The sequence below is a fragment of the Chromobacterium sp. CV08 genome (assembly GCF_051129845.1).
In the GTDB taxonomy this organism is placed as follows: Bacteria; Pseudomonadota; Gammaproteobacteria; order Burkholderiales; family Chromobacteriaceae; genus Chromobacterium.
In genome coordinates, this window is sequence record NZ_CP150453.1 from 3,169,013 (window position 1) to 3,186,986 (window position 17,974).

Annotated in this window: 12 protein-coding genes; 3 read left to right on the top strand and 9 right to left on the bottom strand. The window is 64.5% G+C overall.

Annotated features, from left to right (window positions below):
* Nucleotide 1 precedes the first annotated feature (1 nt).
* The 7 genes from WNM05_RS14775 to WNM05_RS14805 form a co-directional block, all read right to left on the bottom strand.
* Nucleotides 2-3,121, bottom strand: a complete 3,120-nt coding sequence (locus tag WNM05_RS14775; protein WP_434628083.1) for an efflux RND transporter permease subunit — start codon at nt 3,119-3,121, stop codon at nt 2-4.
* 10 nt (nt 3,122-3,131) lie between these two features.
* A complete protein-coding gene (locus WNM05_RS14780) occupies nt 3,132-4,235 on the bottom strand; it encodes an efflux RND transporter periplasmic adaptor subunit (RefSeq protein WP_434628086.1) in 1,104 nt (367 codons plus the stop codon).
* A 153-nt stretch (nt 4,236-4,388) separates the two neighbouring features.
* Nucleotides 4,389-4,811 carry an ExbD/TolR family protein gene (locus WNM05_RS14785; RefSeq protein ID WP_434628028.1) on the bottom strand — a complete coding sequence of 141 codons (423 nt, stop codon included), beginning with the start codon at nt 4,809-4,811 and terminating at the stop codon, nt 4,389-4,391.
* Nucleotides 4,812-4,821: 10 nt separating this feature from the next.
* Nucleotides 4,822-5,268: an ExbD/TolR family protein gene (locus WNM05_RS14790; RefSeq protein WP_434628030.1), complete on the bottom strand. Its 447-nt coding sequence runs from the start codon at nt 5,266-5,268 to the stop codon at nt 4,822-4,824.
* A gap of 6 nt (nt 5,269-5,274) precedes the next feature.
* Nucleotides 5,275-6,024 (bottom strand): MotA/TolQ/ExbB proton channel family protein, encoded by a 750-nt coding sequence (locus WNM05_RS14795; RefSeq protein ID WP_434628033.1) that lies wholly within the window; start codon nt 6,022-6,024, stop codon nt 5,275-5,277.
* A gap of 155 nt (nt 6,025-6,179) precedes the next feature.
* Nucleotides 6,180-6,833, bottom strand: coding sequence for a hypothetical protein (locus tag WNM05_RS14800; RefSeq protein ID WP_434628089.1), 654 nt, complete (start codon nt 6,831-6,833; stop codon nt 6,180-6,182).
* 153 nt (nt 6,834-6,986) lie between these two features.
* Complete coding sequence (locus WNM05_RS14805) at nt 6,987-9,551, bottom strand: TonB-dependent receptor (protein WP_434628091.1); 2,565 nt, start codon at nt 9,549-9,551, stop codon at nt 6,987-6,989.
* 738 nt (nt 9,552-10,289) lie between these two features.
* Between WNM05_RS14805 and WNM05_RS14810 the strand changes: the two genes are divergently transcribed.
* The 3 genes from WNM05_RS14810 to WNM05_RS14820 all read left to right on the top strand — a co-directional run bounded on the left by WNM05_RS14810 (nt 10,290) and on the right by WNM05_RS14820 (nt 14,480).
* On the top strand, nt 10,290-11,933 hold the full coding sequence (locus WNM05_RS14810) for a S53 family peptidase (protein WP_434628094.1): 1,644 nt from the start codon (nt 10,290-10,292) through the stop codon (nt 11,931-11,933).
* Between the two features lie 218 nt (nt 11,934-12,151).
* A complete protein-coding gene (locus WNM05_RS14815; protein ID WP_434628097.1) occupies nt 12,152-13,768 on the top strand; it encodes a S53 family peptidase in 1,617 nt (538 codons plus the stop codon).
* A 79-nt stretch (nt 13,769-13,847) separates the two neighbouring features.
* A complete protein-coding gene (locus WNM05_RS14820; protein ID WP_434628100.1) occupies nt 13,848-14,480 on the top strand; it encodes a HugZ family protein in 633 nt (210 codons plus the stop codon).
* Nucleotides 14,481-14,488: 8 nt separating this feature from the next.
* On the opposite strand, the gene WNM05_RS14825 is transcribed toward WNM05_RS14820, so the two are convergent.
* Together WNM05_RS14825 and argS are read right to left on the bottom strand one after the other, a co-directional pair.
* Nucleotides 14,489-15,919 carry a PhoPQ-activated protein PqaA family protein gene (locus WNM05_RS14825; protein ID WP_434628103.1) on the bottom strand — a complete coding sequence of 477 codons (1,431 nt, stop codon included), beginning with the start codon at nt 15,917-15,919 and terminating at the stop codon, nt 14,489-14,491.
* A 197-nt stretch (nt 15,920-16,116) separates the two neighbouring features.
* Nucleotides 16,117-17,835 carry an arginine--tRNA ligase gene (argS, locus tag WNM05_RS14830; RefSeq protein ID WP_434628106.1) on the bottom strand — a complete coding sequence of 573 codons (1,719 nt, stop codon included), beginning with the start codon at nt 17,833-17,835 and terminating at the stop codon, nt 16,117-16,119.
* Between the last annotated feature and the right edge of the window lie 139 nt (nt 17,836-17,974).

Below are 17,974 nucleotides of genomic sequence, written 5' to 3' on the forward strand. Positions count from 1 at the left end.
GCTATTTACCGACCGCCTCGTTCAGCCGCAAGGCGCGGCGGCCGCCGAGCAGACGGCGGATGCGGCTGCGCAGGCCGTCCAGATAGGTGTACACCACCGGCACCACCAGCAGCGTCAGCAAGGTCGACGTCAACAGGCCGCCTATGATGGCCTGCGCCATCGGCCGGTTGCTCTCCGAACCGTCGCCGGTGCCCAGCGCCAGCGGCAGCATGCCGAAGATCATCGCCAGGCTGGTCATCATGATCGGGCGCAGGCGGACCCGCCCGGCCTCGGCGATCGCGTCCTCGCGCGCCATGCCGTCGGCGCGCGCGCGGTTGACGAAGTCCACCAGCAGAATGCCGTTCTTCGCCACCAGGCCCATCAGCATGATGATGCCGATGATGGAGAACATGTTCAGCGTCGAGCCCCACAGGAACAGCGCGACGAACACGCCGCCGAAAGCCAGCGGCAGCGACACCATGATGGTCACCGGCATCGTGAAGCTGCGGAACTGCGCCGCCAGGATCAGGTAGATGAAGATCACGCCCAGGCCCAACGCGCGCAGCGCGTTGCTCACCGTCTCCTCCATGTCCTTCTGCTGGCCGCGGTGCATGCGCTGCACGCCCTGCGGCAGCGGGGTGCCGTCCAGCAGCTTGTCGATGTCGGCCATGGCCGAGCCGACGTCGCGGCCCTCGACGTTGGCCATGATGCTGATCTCGCGCATCATATTGGTGCGCTTGATCTGGCGCGGGCTGACGCCCTGCCGGGTCTCGATCAGCGTCGACAGCGGCACCATCTGCGCCGCGCCGTTGTCGTCGCGGTTGCCGGCCACCTTCAACTGGTCCAGCAGCTCCTGACGGCGCGCGTCCTTAGGCACCCGGATCCGGACGTCGTAGTTCTCGCCGTCCGGCGCTTCCCAGGTGGTCACCACATTGCCGGCCAGCAGCATGGACAGCAGATTGCCGACGCGGTTGAGATCGACGCCCAGGCTCAGCGCCGCGTCGCGCCTCAGCGTCAGGCTCAGCGACGGGTCGCCCTCGGTCAGATTGGATTCGATGTCCTTGACGCCCTTGACCTTGGCGATGCGGGCCATGATGTCGCGCGACACCGCGTCCAGTTCGACCAGATTGGAGCCGCGCAGGCCGATGAAGATGGGCTTGCCCTGCTGCTCGTCGTTGGCCACCGCCTTGATCAGCACGCCGGCCACCGGCTGCACCCGCTTTCGGGCGTCGGCGATCACCTGGTCCAGGCTGCGCTGGCGCGAACGCTTGTCGCCGATGTCCACCGTCAGCGAGCCGTCGTTCTTGCCTGCGCCGAAATTGCCGGCGCCGACGTCCAGCGATACCGTCCGTATCTCCTTGATGCCGGACAGCGCGTCGGCCAGCTCCCTGCCCTTCTGCGCCGTGTACTCCAGCGACGAGCCCGGCGCGGTCTGGTAGACCACATTGATCTTGCCGCTGTCGCGCACCGGTATGAACTCGCCGCCTATCATGGGCACCAGCGCGAAGCTGGCCGCGGTCAGGCCCAGCGCCAGCGCCAGCACGGTCTTGCGATGGCCCAGCACCCAGCGTATCGCCGAGGCGTAGCGCTCGGACAAGCGGTCCAGCGAGGTCTCGAACCAGTCCAGCATCCTGCCCAGCGGACCGCGGTGGTGGTCGCCGTGGTGGTGGGGGTCGTGCCAGATCGACGACAGCATCGGATCCAGCGAGAAGCTGACGAACATCGAGATCAGCACCGCCACCGCGACGGTCAGGCCGAACTGGTGGAAGAAGCGGCCGATGATGCCGCCCATGAAACCCACCGGCAGGAAGACCGCCACCACCGTCAGCGTGGTCGCCAGCACCGCCAGACCGATCTCGTTGGTGCCGTCCAGCGCCGCCTGGTAATGACTCTTGCCGAGCGCCGCGTGACGGACGATGTTTTCGCGCACGACGATGGCGTCGTCTATCAGCAGGCCGATGGACAAGGACAACGCCAGCAGCGTCAGCACGTTCAGCGTGAAGCCCATCAGCTGCATCGCGAACAGCGTGCCGACCAGCGCCACCGGCAGCGTCAGCCCGGTGATCACCGTGCTGCGCCAGCTGCCCAGGAACAGGAAGACGATCAATATCGTCAGGCCCGCGCCCTCCATCAGCATCGATTCGACGCTGTCCAGCGCCTTCTTGATGTCTTCGGCGGAATCGTAGGTGTAGCGCAGCACGGTGCCGGCCGGCATCTGCGGCTTCAATTCGTCGACCAGCTTCTTGACGCCGGCGGCCACCGCCACCTCGTTGGCGCCGCGCGCCGCCTTGATGTCGACGCCGAGGCCGGGCTGGCCGTTGACCAGCGAGACGCTTTCCCGCTCGGCCTCGGTGTCGGCCACCACGGCGATGTCGTCCAGCCGGATCGGCGTGCCGTTGCGGTAGCCGACCGCCAGCGCGGCGAAATCGTCGGCCGACTTCAGCTTGCCGGACACCCGTATCGCCCACTCCTTGCGCGAGGTGGACACGTCTCCGGCCGGAAAGTCCTGGTTGGCCGCCTTGATCGCGTCGGCCACGTCGGTCAGCGCCAGGCCGGAAGCCTCCAGCCGCACCGGGTCGATGTCGATGCGGATCTCGCGCCGCACCGCGCCGATCAGGCTGACGTCGCCGACGCCCTCGACCATCTGCAGCCGCTTCTTCAGCACGTTCTCGACCCAGCTGCTCAATTCGCGCGGGCGGGTCTGGCTGGAGGTCAGCGACAACGACATCATGGGCTTGTCGTTCGGGTCCACCTGGGACACCGACGGCGTGCCGATCTCGCGGCGGAACTGGCCCTGTACCGACGCCACCTTGTCGCGCACGTTCTGCACCGCGACGATGGGATCGACCGACAGCTCGAACTCGGCCACGACGAAGGAATTGCCTTCGGAAGAATAGGAACGGATTTCCTTGATGCCGTTGACGGTGTTCAGCGCCTCTTCCAACGGTTTGCTGATCTCGCTCTCCACCACCTCGGGCGAGGCGCCGGAATACGGGGTCGACACCACCGCCATCGGCAAGCGGACGTCGGGCATCTCCTCGACGGCCAGCTTCTGCCAGGAGAACAGTCCCAGCACCATCAGCGTCATCATCAATACGGCGGCGAAATACGGATTGCGCACGCTAACGCGGGTCAGCCACATCGCGCTCTCCTCAGGCCCGGCCAGCCGGCAGGCTGATCGCGTCGCCGACCTTGCTGCCCAGCAGTTCGCCTATCACCACGTTCTCGCCCGGCGCGACGCCGGCTATCGCCGCCAGGCGCTCGCTCTCGGCGCGCAACGCCACCGTCACCGGCCGCTTGGCCAGCCTGCCCTTCTCCGCCACCATCACCCAAGGCTTGCCGTCGATGTCTCGCACGGCGGACAGCGGCACCACCACCTTGTCCTTGACCTCGCTCAGCACCACGCCGCCCTTGGCGAACTGCCCCACCTTCAGGTGGCGGTCCGGGTTGGCCACCCGCACGAACAGCGTGAAGCTGCGGGTACCGGGAATCGCCACCGGATTGATGCGCACCACCTTGCCGCCCTCCAGAGCGTCGCGGCCGTCTACGCTGAAACCGGCGGCCATGCCGACCTTGATCGCGCCTATCAGCCGCGACGGCACGGTGGCGGCGATCTCCAGCACGGACAGATCGGCCACCGAGAACAGCTTCATATTGCGGCTGGCCACTTCGCCGGGATTGATCTTGCGCTCGTACACCACGCCGTCTATCGGCGACTTGACCCGGGTATCGGCCAGCGAGCGCTGGGCGCGGGCCAGTTGCGCCGCCTGGGCGCGCAACTCGCCCTCCCTCACCCGGTAGTCGCTTTCCAGCTCGTCGTAGGCCACCTGCGAAATAAAACCCTTGCCCAGCAGCTCGCGCTGTTTGTCCAGCTTGACCTTGGCCAGCTTCAGCCTGGCCTTGGAGTTGTCCAGTTGGGCGTTCTGCTCCGCCACCGATTGTCCCAGGGCCTCGGCGTCCAGCACCGCCAGTATCTGGCCGCGCCGCACCGCCTCGCCTTCCCGCACCCGCACCTCGCGGACATTGGCGTCGACCTCGGACGCCACCGCGCTGCTGGACAAGGCGTTCAAGGAACCGGTGAACGGAACGGTGGCCGCCAGCGGGCGCACCTCGGCCCGCATCACATCGGCATTGGACAAGCGGCGCGCCACCGGCGCGGAGGCCGCCTTGCCCTCTTTCCCGGAGGCGTCGCTATGGTTACAGGCGGCAAGCGGCAGCAGGCAGAGGGCTAACAGGCAAAGACGTGTGTTCATCATCTATATTTCCGACATGGATATCGCGTCCACATCCGGTTTATTGGCATCGGTTGGTCGACAAGCCGGAAGCATATCATCATATCCGGGACGAAACAGGCGGCCCGACTACGGCCGCCCGCCAGATGATGCCACAAGCATCAATCCATGTGAACGTCATTGGACGAACTGTTCCGATCCGACGATGCCCAGCTTCGTCAGGCCCAGCCGCTGCGACTCCGCCAGCACCATCGCCACCGGCGCGTAACTCGCATCCTTGTTCGGCTTGATGTGCAATTCCGGCTGCGGATCAGACTTCCCCGCCGCCGACAGCTTCGACTCCAGCGCCTCACGACTCGACAGACGCTCGCCGTTCCACAACACCGCATTGTCCGGCGCAATGTCTATCTGCACCACCACCGGCTTCACCAGCGGCTTCGACGGCGTGTTCTGCGGCATGTCCAGCTTCACCGCGTGCGTCTGGATCGGTATCGTGATGATCAACATGATCAGCATCACCAACATCACGTCGATCAGCGGCGTGGTGTTGATCTCCATCATCAGATCGTCTTCACCGGACGACCCCACGTTCATCGCCATGATCCCTCTCCTACTCGCTCGCGCCGCCCGGACTCGGCGGCTCCGTGATAAACGCGATCTTCACGATCCCCGCCTGCTGCACCGCCAGCACGATGCGACCTATCGGCGCGTACTTCGCCGTCGCGTCCCCACGGATGTGCACCTCCGGCTGCGGATCCTTCTTCGCTTCCTTCACCAGACGCGTCAGCAACTCCGCCTGATCCTTCACCGGCGTCATGTTCCAGTAAATCCGGCTGTCCGGCCCCACGCCCAGCACCACATTCTCCGGCTTCGTCTGCGTCGGAATGTTCTGCTCTTTCGGCAGCGTCATCTTCACCGTCTGCGTCACCACCGGCACCGTGATCAGGAAGATGATCAGCAGCACCAGCATCACGTCCACCAGCGGCGTGGTGTTGATCGCCGACAGCACCTGGTCCTCTTCCACCCGGCCGTGCCCTATTCGCTTGTATCGGGCCATCGCTGATTACCGCGTCGGGTTGTTCAGCAGGCTGGCGTGCAGACGGCCTGACACCACTCGCACATTGTCCAGCACCAGCTTGTTGCGGCGCACCAGCCAGTTGTAACCCAGCACCGCCGGCACCGCCACCGCCAGACCGATCGCCGTCATGATCAGCGCCTCGCCCACCGGACCCGCCACCTTGTCGATCGACGCCTGACCCGACGTGCCGATCTTCACCAGCGCGTGGTAAATGCCCCAGACCGTACCGAACAGACCGACGAACGGCGCCGTCGAACCCACCGTCGCGATCACCGACAGACCGTTCTGCATGTGGTGGCTCGCCGAATCCACCGCGTCCGAAATCGCCATCGCCACCCAGGTGTTCAGATCCACCCGGTTCGCCAGCTCGCCCTTGTGCTCGCCCGCCGCCTCGATGCCGGCCTGCGCCACCGCGCTATACATCCCTTCATCCGCCAGTTCGCTGGCGGCCTTTTGCAGCTCCACCCCGTGGTGGGCCAGCAATTCATGCCCCTGCTTGATCAGGCGGCGTTGTTCCAGCAGCTTGACGATGCCCACATACCACGTCGAAGCGGACATGATCAGCAGAATGATCAGCGTGCCCCGCGCCACGAAGTCGCCTTGCGACCACAGCGCGTCTATGCCGTACGGATTCGAAGTGCTCACGGTCTCCGCCGCCAGCGCCGGCAGCGCCGCGCCGATCAGCGCAGCCGCGCTCAATGCTTTGCCCAGAATGGATAGTGTGGTCTTGCTCATGGTATTGCTCCTTCTGTGTCTTCAGGTGCCCGGGTCTCGGCGCGCGGCACGGTCCGGCCGGGAGCCGGATGCGGGCGCGGGTCCGGGTCTTGGTGATTCCGGGGTCCAGCCCGGCGGCGGCGCCTGGCGGACCGGAAAAGATCGCGCGCAGGTCTTCAGGAACTGGTATCGAGTCTGAAACCGAATTCCTGTTTCAGCTGGGAACTGGCCTGGCAGGTATAGCCTTGCAAGGCGGTTGCGATCGCCGACTTGAACGCGCTGCGGTAGCGCGGCGGGATGTCGCCGCTGAAGCTGTAGCTGGCGTTGCCGGCGAACTTGCCGTCCGCGCCGACGCTGAACACCACGTTCACCACGCCCTGCACTTCGTCTTCCTGCGCCTTGCTCGGATATTCCGGCGCTTCCAGGTGGCTGCAGTTGGCCTTGGCCGAAACCGGCCCCTTCGGCGCTTCCACCACCGGTGCCGGCGTCGGCGCCGGTTGCGGCTTCGGATCGGACGTCACCGACTGGATCGCGTTCGCCGATTGCGTGACCGGCGGCGGATTCACCACCGGCGGCACATAGGCCTGCGGCTTCGGCGTCGCCGGCTGCTGCACCACCTTCTCGATTTTCGGCGGCGGCGGCGGAGGCGGCGGCGGCGGTTCGCTGATCACCGAGACTTCCACCTTCTGCTGGATCACCTTCACCACGCCCTGCGCCAATCCGGTCACCAGCCCGTAGATCAGCAAGGCATGGAACACGATGACCCCCACCAGGCCGGCCGAGCGCCGGCTGAGCATTCCGCTGCTGCGTTTGACTGAAGCACTTCTCATCGCCATCACCTTCCCTGCGTGCATGCACTTGCGGACCAGGATCGGCCTCTCGCCGGTCCCCGACAACACAAGTGAACTCCTGTAACGGATTGACCGCAATCCGTAATTGCCCCCGGACGCCGGCCGGCGTCCGGGGGCCGCATGCCCCGCAGCTTACATCTTGTAGTTGAACTTCATGAAGTAAGCCCGGCCCACTTGATCGGCGAAGCGCGCATCATAGTTGCCTTGGAACAGGTATTGCTGGTTGCTCCACGGCGGCAACTGGTCGAACAGGTTGCGCACGCCGGCCGTCAGGGTCAGTTTCTTGGTTACATCGACGCTGCCGGACATATTCCAGGTCGAATACGGCTTGACCATGTGGTTGGTCGAAGCGAACGCGCCGGAGTTCTGGTCGGTATAACCGGACTTGTAGTTCTGGGACAGCAGCGCGCTCCACGGACCGCGGCTCCAGTTCAGGGTCAGATTATGCTGCCAGCGGAAGGTCGGCTCGTTCTGCGTCGCGACATACTGGCCGAGGTTGCTGTAATAAGCGCCGTTCTCCTCGATCTGGTATTCGTACTTGGCAAGATAGGTGCCGGCCAGCTCGATGGAGAAGTTGCCCGCCGAGGTCTTGGGCAGCGCCCAGCGGAAATTCAGGTCGACGCCCGAAGCGCTGGTATTGCCCATGTTCTGGGTCGTCGCGATGCCGGTCAGGTTGCCGCCGTTGCCCGCATCGTAGAACAGCAGGCTGTTGTGGTTGCCGTCGAACAGCGTCGCTTCGGACATCGTGCTGATCTGATGCTGGATCGTGACCCACCACAGGTCGGCGCTGGCCGTGATGCTCTTGATCGGCTCGATCACGATGCCGGCGGACAGCGACGAGGACTTCTCCGGTTGCAGCTTGGTGTTGCCGCCGACCTTCAGGTAGCGCTGCAGGCTCGGGCAGCTGGACGACAGGCTCGGGCAGCTCAGCGGGTCGGCGTAGAAATTGCCGGTCAGCTGGCTCTGGTTCGGCTGGTACATATCGTACAGCGACGGCGCGCGGAAACCGGTGCTGGCGGACGTGCGCAGCAGCACCTGCGGCGACAGCTCGTAGCGCAGCGAAACGCCCGGGCTGACCGAATTGCCGACATCGTTGTAATGGTCGTAGCGAACGGCGACCTTGCCGTCGAGGTGCTTGATGATGGGCACGTCGGCCTCGGCGAACAGGGCCGATGCCGTCCGGCTTCCCTTGGTGTTCAGCGACTGGTTCATGCCAGGGCCGATGGCGTCCTTGGAAATCGGATAGTTGAAGTTATGCTCCAGCGTGTCGTGGCGGGTTTCCGCGCCGAATGCGACGGCGAGCGGGCCGGCCGGCAGCTGCATCACTTCCTTGCTCAGGCTGAAATCGGCGCTGGCGACGGTGTATTTGCCATCATCGAGGTGTCCCTTGATGCCGATCTGGTTCCAAACGTTCGGGTCGGTCGCCAGGCCGGACACCAGACTGATCTGGTTGTTTGTATAGGCACTGGCCACTTCCTTGTCGCCGGTGAAGCCGCTGACCAGTTCCTCGCTCGCATAGCTCTGGGCGTAGCCCACGCCGCTCTTGTAGTCCCAGCCGGCCATTTGGCCTTCCAGATTGAGCTGCAGCTTCTGCTGGACGTTCACGGCTTCGGTCACGCGATTGCCCAGCGGCATCGTGCGCAGGAACGGCGAGATCGACGCGCTGCCGTCGGCGGTGACGATGCCCTGGGTGCCGCTAGGCAGGAAGACTTCGAGGCCGGTCGGCGCCGGCGCCGAGATCGTGGTGTTCTTGTTGCGGGTGATATTGTAGGTCACCGACAACTCATGATTGTCGCCGATGCGGATCGTGCCCTTGGTCAGCGCCGACCATTGCTCGGTTTCCGGCTGGATGCCCACCATGGTGCCCGGATACATCTTGCAGACCCCGCCCTTGGCCGTGGCGGCGCCACAGTTCGGATAGCCGCTCGGCCCGATCAGGCTGTTGCCGCCGTCTATCGTGTAGTTGGCCGGATAGCTGTTGGAGCTGGCCTTCATCGCCGGCGTCAGCGCCGATGCGAAATCGCGCTGGCTGGCCATGATGGGATCGGTCTTGTGATAGGAGGCGGTGGCGAAGACATTGAAGCCGTCCTTCGCCAGATTGCCATAGCCATAGGAGCCGTTGACGTTCTTTTCATTGCCGCCGGAGCGCTGCGGCTTCATGAAGTCGCCGCCTATGCTCAGGCCTTCGGAGGTCTTCTTGGTGATGAAGTTGATCACGCCGCCGATGGCGTCGCTGCCGTAGATGGCGGCGGCGCCGTCAGGCAACACATCGACGCGCTCGATCGCGGACAAGGGAATGGCGTTCAAGTCGGCGGCGGTGCCGTCGAACGGGTGATACGGCACGCGGCGGCCATCGAGCAGCACCAGCGTGTATTGCTGGCCCAGGCCGCGCAAGTTGGCGAAGGCGGCGCCGCCGGTCGATTGGCCGACGCTGGAGTTCGCGCCGATATTGGACTGGTTCGAGGCCAGGGCGTTGACCACTTGCTCAACGGTATTCAGCCCTTGCTTGGTCAGATCGCTGACCTTGATCGTGGTGACCTCGTTGGCTTGCTCGCTTTTCAGGCGCTTGATGTGGGAACCGATCACATCGACGCGTTGCAGCGAGGAGCCGTCTGAATCGTCTGCGTAGGCAGCAGCGGTGGTCATGGTTCCTATCAGCGACAGCGCAACCACCAGTGTTTTTCTCTTGTAGTTCATGATTTCTCCAAATCCCTTGTAGATGTGTCGTCCGATCGCCTCGTTGGGCGCTGGATCTATTTATTCGTCGTAACCGAGGAAGGCGTTTTGAGTGTGAAAGTTTGTAATGACTAACGTCAACAGCCATTTATTTTCATCAGCGCAATGTAAATCCGAGCAGTCCTTGCGGCCGGGGTCGGTAACAAACCGTCACACTTCTTAAACACGGAATAGCCTTTAAATTCATCGCTTCGCACCCACCAGCCGTCACGTTTCGTCACAAAGACAAATAAAAACATATTCCGGCCAAAGATTGTTTCGCCTCGAATTTGTTGCTTTTTTGCATTTCCTTTCTCCTTTGTGTTGTGTTTTTCACAAATCCGTCTCGGTACGACAGGCAAAACCCATTACCTATCAGCATGCGTGCCATGAGTAATTCGTAAAACGGATTCTCATTCAAAAAAGAACAAAAGCTCTATTTCGTCATTTGATCGAATTCTTAAACTCCCAAACTGGATAATTCTTGTCCATTTCATTAATTAAGCGCGCCAATTATGAATTTGTGTTAAATGCATTTGGCATTTTCCGTCCAGTTAATATATTGCGAAATAGTCGTATGAAATTACGACATGCCTCCGGCTGCCGGAGGCCGTTTCAAGGGAGAACCGGGCGGACACAATTCGCAACACAAACCCCGCCCACATCAGGGAAAGGCATACCGCCCTCCCCTGCTTTCAACTGCAATGAGGAGAAACTTGCATGTTTGCAAAACAGCACGCTATTGCACTGATCGTTGCCGGCCTGTTCGGCGCCGGCGCCCAAGCAGCAGAAGCCTGGGTCAACACCGCGACCCAGGCCCACCCGCTGGTCTCCACCCTGACCAGTTCCGTCGCCGCCAAGAGCACGGGTGAACTCGCTGCCGGCCAATCGGTACACGTAGCCGTGACGCTGAAGCTGCGCAATAAGGCCCAGCTGGACGCGCTGACCAGCGGCCTGCTGGCCGGCACCAGCCACAAGACCCTGAGCCACGCTGAATTCATGGCCCAGTACGCTCCGACCCAGGCCCAGGTGCAGAAAGTCGTGGCCCACCTGCAGAAGAGCGGCTTCCGCAACATCAAGGTGGCCCCGAACCGCATGCTGATCACCGCCGACGGCAGCGCAGCCACCGCCAAGACCGCGTTCAACGCCACGCTGCACCGCTTCAGCGTCAATGGACGCACGGCCTTCGCCAACGTGAGCGCCGCCCAGGTTCCGCAGTCGCTGGGCGATACCGTGCTGGCCGTTCACGGCCTGCAGAACGTCCACACCTTCCACACCACCCTGCACAAGGCCGGTGGCGTCAAGACCCTGGCTTCGGCCAAGACCAACAGCGTCGTCGGCCACAACCCGACCGATTTCCCGCTGATCTACAACGCCAGCAGCCTGCCGGCCGCCAGCAATACCACGGTCGGCATCATCTCCGAAGGCGACCTGACTCAAACGCTGCAAGACCTGCAGCAGTTTGAAGACTCCGCCGGCTACAGCTATGTGCAGACCAATGTGATCAACGCCGGCGACGCCTCGTCCGACACCGACGGCACCGACGAATGGAACCTGGACAGCCAGGACATCCTGGCGGCCGCCGGCGGCGCGCTGCAGCAGATGAACTTCTACGTCGCCACCTCGATGACCAACGCCGACATCACCGCCGCCTACAACTCGGCCGTCAGCGACGGCTCGGCCAAGGTGATCAACGTATCGCTGGGCGAGTGCGAAAGGGACGCGCAAAGCGACGGCACCGTCGCCTCCGACGACCAGATCTTCCAGACCGCGGTCGCCCAGGGCCAGACCTTCTCGGTGTCCACCGGCGACTCCGGCTCCGCCGAATGCGGCAGCAGCTCCGGTCAGAGCTATCCGGCGACTTCGCCGTACGTGATCGCCATCGGCGGCACCACGGTGAATACCAGCGGCACCACCAAGTACTCGTCGGAAAGCGTGTGGAACGGCGGCGGCGGCGGCCCGAGCGTCGTCGAAGCGGCTCCGTCTTGGCAAACCAAGGCCGGCGTGCTGACCACGTCCAAGACCAAGCGCGGCGTGCCGGACGTGTCCTTCGACGCCGATCCGAACAGCGGCGCCCAAGTCATCGTCAACGGCAGCAGCTCGCAGATCGGCGGCACCAGCCTGGCCGCTCCGCTGTTCACCGGCTTCTGGGCACGCATCCAGTCCGCCCACGGCAACAGCCTGGTATCGCCGAACCCGGCCATCTACCAGTACTTCAAGGCCAACCCGTCGCTGTACCACGACGTGACCACCGGCAACAACGGCGGCTACAAAGCCACCGCCAGCTGGGACTACGCCACCGGTTGGGGCAGCCTGAACGTGGCGAACCTGAACACCTTCATCAACAGCCACTCCGGCTTCTGATACCGCCCCAAACGGTATCAAGCGGCATAGAAAGCCCCGGGCGACCGGGGCTTTTTCCATTTTCCCGGTGGCGTCGCCCATTCATTTTTACAATAAATATTTAATAAAGAAACAAGTAAACAGTTTACAAAACAGTCGGGAACCTCCTTATCATGAGGAGCGCGCGCTGCGCCCATAAGGCGCGACACGCGCGCATCCCAAGGAAAAGGAGAAATCGCATGCGAACCAAGCAATCTATCCTGCTACTGCTCTGCGGCCTGTCCAGCGTCTCTGTCGAGGCCGCCGGCTGGGTAGCCACCAAGACGCAGGCTCATCCGATCCGGCAGTCGATGTCCGCCGCCCGAGACGCCGGCGAGATGGCCGGCGGCGAACTGGTGCATATCGCGGTCAGCCTGGCCGTGCGCAACAAGGAGGCGCTGGACGAGCTGACCGACGGCATCCTCTCCGGCCGGCGACAGCCTATCGACGATGCCCGGTTCATGGCCAGATACGCCCCCACCTCCGCCCAGGTGCGGCAAGTGGTCGGGCATCTGCGGCGGAGCGGTTTCCATAACATCGTCGTTTCACCCAACAATCTGCTGGTCACGGCCGACGGCAGCACCTCCACTGTCTACGGCGCCTTCCGGACCAAGCTGCACAGCATCCATGTCGACGGCCGGCAAGCGATGGCCAATATGCAGAGCGCCCAGGTGCCGGCCAGCCTGGCCGGCATCGTGCTGGCGGTTCACGGCCTGCAGACCGTCGACCGCTTCCATACCACCTACCGCGCCCAGGACGTGCGCCTGGCGGCGGCGGCCGGCGCCGTCGCCCATGAGCCGACCGATTTCGCCGCAATCTACAACGCCGCCAGCCTGCCGCCCGCCAGCGACACCGTGGCCGGCATCATCGCCGCCGGCGATCTGAGCCAGACGGTGGCCGACCTGAACCGCTACGCCAGCGGCGCGGGCTTCGCCGCGCCCAATGTCTCGGTCATCACGGTCGGCGCGCCAGGCACCGACACCTCGGGCACCATAGAGTGGAATCTGGACAGCCAGACCATGCTCGCGGCCAGCGGCGGCGCGCTGAAGCAACTGCAGTTCTACGCCGCGCCGTCGCTGAGCAATGCCGACATCATCGCGGCCTTCAATGCGGCGGTGTCGGCCAACAGCGCCAAGGTGGTCAATGTGTCGCTGGGCGAATGCGAGCTGGGCGCGCTCTTTTCCGGCATGACGGCCAGCCTCGACCAGACGCTGCAGGCAGCGGTGGCCCACGGCCAGACCTTCTCGGTCTCCAGCGGCGACTCCGGCTCCTACGAATGCGGGGGCAGCCTTCCCTACCAAAGCTATCCGGCGGCGTCGCCGTACGTGATCGCCGTCGGCGGCACCACGCTGAGCACCAGCGGAAACACCGCTTACGCAGGAGAGACGAGCTGGAGCGGCGGCGGCGGCGGCCCCAGCGCCACCGAGGCCGCGCCCTCCTGGCAGACTGCCGCCGGCGTGCTGACCCAGTCCAGAACCCGGCGCGGCGTGCCCGACATCGCCTTCGATGCCGACCCGGCCAGCGGCGCCCTGGTGCGGATGGCCGACAAGACCTATCAGGTCGGCGGCACCAGCCTGGCGGCGCCGCTGTTCACCGCCTTCTGGAGCCGCATCCAGTCGGCCAACGGCAACAGGCTGGGCATGCCGGCCCGCGGCATCTATCGATACTTCAAGGCCAACCGTTCGCTGTACCGCGACGTCGTCAGCGGCAGCAACGGCGCCTACAAGGCGACTCCCGGCTGGGACTACACGACGGGCTGGGGTAGCCTGGACGTGGCCAATTTCAACGCCTTCATCGGCAAGACCGGCGGTTTCTGAGTCGCTCCAGCCGCAACGCCCCGCTGCTGCGGGGCGTTTTGTGTTTAGAATGATGGCATCGTCCCGGCTCCGTCCCGCCATGAAACCCGATCTCGCCGTCAGCCTGCTGCACCGATGCCGCCACGCCACGCTGGCCACCCAGTCGCGCCAATATCCCGGCTACCCGTACGCCAGCGCCGTCCAGTTCTTCTGCGACGAGCGCCACCGGCCGGTATTCGTCGTCAGCGCGCTGGCCGAACACTGCAAGAACCTGCTGGCCGACGCCCGCGTCAGCCTGTCGCTGCTGGCGCCCGGCGAAGACGGCGCCCAATCCGCGCCGCGGCTGACCATGCTGGGCGACGCCGAGCGCTTCGACGCCTCCGACGCGCTGCGCCGCCGGCTACTGCGCTACCTGCCGGAGGCGGAGGAATGGCTGGCGCTGGATTTCATGTTTTTCAGGCTGATTCCGAAACGACAACGGCTGATCGCCGGCCTGGGCAGCATGGCTTGGATAGAGGACGGCGCCTGGACGGCGCTCCCGGTGCTGGACCCGGACACGGAGTCGGCGCTGCTCGACGAGGTGCAGGCGGCGCTGCCGGCCTCGATCCGGCTGCTGGGCTGCGATTGCTTCGGCGCCGACCTGCTGGACCGCGGCCGCTACCGGCGCGCGGACTGGGAGGGGGTCAGCAGCGACCCCGCCCAAATCCGCGAGCGGCTGCTGCGGCTCGCTTGAAGACCGCTTCAGCCGCCCAATTGCAGCCGCGACGCGCCGAAAGGCACTTTCGAACCGTCCGGATAGCGCTGAGGCCAGATCAGCGGCGGCGTGGTCCAGGTGAAGTCCTGACCCTCGAATTCGATGAAGTAGGCCTGCCAGCCCGGCAGCGCCGCGTCCGGCGTAAACTCGAAACGGCACTCGCCGTTCCGGCACTGCCCCGCCAGCGGCTTGTCCTGATAGCGGATGCCCGAGCGGAAACGGAAATCGCGGCTGTCCGGATTGCGCGCCAACCAGAGCCTTGCGCGGCTCACCGGCTCCCGGGTGCTGACACTGACCCTGCCGCTGCGCTCGTCCCCCTCCACGCGGGCCTCGGGCATGGTCTTGCCCGCCAGCCAGCGGCCCATGAACTGGCGCAACGCCTCGGCCACCTGCCGGCTGCCCACGTAATGCGACTGATTGGGCAGGTAACGCAACTGCATCGGGCCGGTCAGCGCCGGCAGATAGCTCCAGGCGGAATCCGGCACCGCGAAATCGTCGCCGGACGCGGAGACGAGATACTTCTTCAGTCCAACCATCGCTTGCGGGTAGTTGACCACATCCTCGAAACGCAGCAAGGCGTCGAAACCGGGGCTGCCTTCAAGCACATCGTCGGTGATGCGGTTGTTCTCGTAATCGCGCAAGGCCACCGGCCATTGCTTGCCATAGCTGTTGTATACATGCGTGAAATTGGCGCGGACGTTCCAGAAATCGGCGACCACCGGCACGATGGCCTGGACCCGGCTGTCGTTGAGGCCGGCCAGCCAGCTGGTCCAGCCGCGCTTGGAGCCGCCGGACAGGACGAAGGCGCTCGCATCGGGCAGGCTGGCCTGGATCGCGTCCATCGCCGCCGTCGCCGCCTGGGTCATCGGCAGATGCAGCGAACTGAAGCGGTCGGCCTCCGGCTGATCCACGCTCTTGCGCCAGCTATAGGCGACCAGCGCGTCCTCGCGGCCGGCCGGCTGTCCGTCCAGCTTCAGGTTCTGGTTGGGCGCGTAATACAGCTCGGCCACCGCGATGCCCAGCCCGCGCGCCAGCTCGGCCAGCGGCAGCGGGTCGCGCGGCGGCTGCGCGCCCTTCTCCGCGTGATTGATGCCGCCGCTGATGTACAGCAATACCGGCGAACCCGGCTTGCGTCCCGGCGGCAACGCCAGCTTCAACTCGTGCTCCCATAGCGGCGCGTCGCTGAGCAGCGTGCTGCCTTCGCCCGGCCAACGCTGCGACACGAAGCCGTAGCTGCTCACCTTGACGCCGCCCTCCTCGCTTTCGCCGAGCAGCTTGGCCGGCCGCTGGCTGGCCTTGGCCTGTTTCAGGTATTGCGGCACGGTTTGCGGATCGGTCTGCGCCGGCGCGGCCGCGGGCAGCAACAGGCAGAGCGCGATGCCGGCGCGGCGCGCGGCGGTGGATAGGAAAGTATTCATCAGGATGGCGTTCATAGTATTTGGCGGATTGATTTTCGATCATGCGCGGGCAGGGAGAAACGCCGCCCGCCCACGATGGACTCCGCGCCAGGCCATCCGTTCCGGAACACCTTGCCGCCCCCTCGGCATGCGCCTGCCGATGAAAAAGCCCCGCCGGAACAGGCGGGGCTTTTCGTGCCGAAAACAGGCGCAGAGGCTTACATCGACTCCAGCACCTTGATGCCGAGCAGATCCAGGCCGGCGCGCAGCGTCCTGGCGGTCAGCGCGGCCAGCTGCAGGCGGCTGGCGCGGACCTCGCCCTCGCTCTTCAGGATCGGGCAGGCTTCGTAGAAGCGCGAGAACAGCGTGGCGATGTGGTACAGGTATTGCGACAGATAGTGCGGGTAGCAGCCGTCCACCACCGAGTTCAGCGTGTCTTCGAACTGCGCCAGCGCGGCGGCCAGCTGCTTCTCGGCCGGCTCGGTGATGACGATCTTCGCGCCGGCGTCGTAATCGTCGGCCTTGCGGAACACGCTCTGCACGCGGGTGTAGGCGTATTGCAGGTAGGGCGCGGTATTGCCCTCGAAAGCCAGCATCGTGTCCCAGTTGAAGATGTAGTCGCTCATCCGGTTCTTCGACAGATCGGCGTATTTGACCGCGCCGATGCCGACCGCGTTGGCGATCTCGCGCTTCTGCGCCTCGGACAGGTCCGGGCTCTTCTCCGACACCAGCGCGTAGGCGCGCTCCTCGGCCTCGTGCAGCAGTTCGATCAGCTTGACGGTGCCGCCGGAGCGGGTCTTGAACGGCTTGCCGTCGTCGCCCATCATCACGCCGAAACCGACATGCTCCAGCTTCATCTCCTCCGGCGCGAAACCGGCCTTGCGGCAGATGGTGAACATCTGGGCGAAGTGCTGGCTCTGGCGCGCGTCGACCACGTAGATCACGCGGTCCAGCTTCAGCTCGCGGTGGCGGTAGCGCACGGCGCCGATGTCGGTGGTCGTGTAGATGAAGCCGCCGTCCTTCTTCTGGACGATGACGCCCATAGGCTTGTCTTCCTGGGTGCGGAACTCTTCCAGGAACACCACCTGGGCCCCGTCGTCCTCGGTCAAGAGGCCCGTCTCACGCAACTCCTGCACGATGACAGGCAGGTCGTCGTTATACGACGATTCGCCGCGCACGTGCTCGCGCTTCAGGCCGACATTCAGCGTCTCGTACACTTCCTCGCAATGCTTCAGCGACACGTCGACGAACTGGCGCCACAGCTTCAGCACCTCCTCGTCGCCGCCCTGCAGCTTGACCACGTAGTCGCGCGCGGTGTTGGCGAAGTCCTCGCTCTCGTCGAAGCGGACCTTGGCGTTGCGGTAGAAGGTTTCCAGATCGGACAGCTGCAGATCGGCGTCGCCGGCGTGGCGGGTTTCCACCAGGTAGGCGACCAGCATGCCGAACTGGGTGCCCCAGTCGCCGACGTGATTGGCGCGGATCACATCGTGGCCGACATATTCCATCACGCGGGCCAGCGCGTCGCCGATGATGGACGAGCGCAGATGGCCGACGTGCATTTCCTTGGCCAGGTTCGGCGACGAGTATTCGACCATCACGCGTTGCGGCGCAACCGGCGCGATGCCCAGCTTGTCGTCTTTCAGGGCGGCTTCGCTTCGTCGGGCAAGATATTCGGGGGCTAGGTGAATATTGATGAAACCCGGACCGGCGATTTCCACCTTGTCGGCGATGCCGGCAAGATCGAGCGCGGCGACGACCTTTTCGGCCAGCGCGCGCGGGTTGGTCTTCAGCGCCTTGGCGGCGCCCATCACGCCGTTGGCCTGGTAGTCGCCGAATTCCGGCTTGGACGCCGGCTGCACCACGGCGGGCGCGTCCGGCGCGCCGGCTGCCGCCAGCGCTGCCTGCACCCGCTCATTGATTAGTTGATGAATCGTCATTGATAGCCCCGCGAAATGCCGCGAAAACGAAAAAATGTCTTCGCTTCTGAAAAATATCGGTTTGATTGTATGCGCCCGCGCCGATGCGGGCAATGCTTGATCCGGCGATGCCGGCCGCCAATCGGCGTTCGCTTGATCC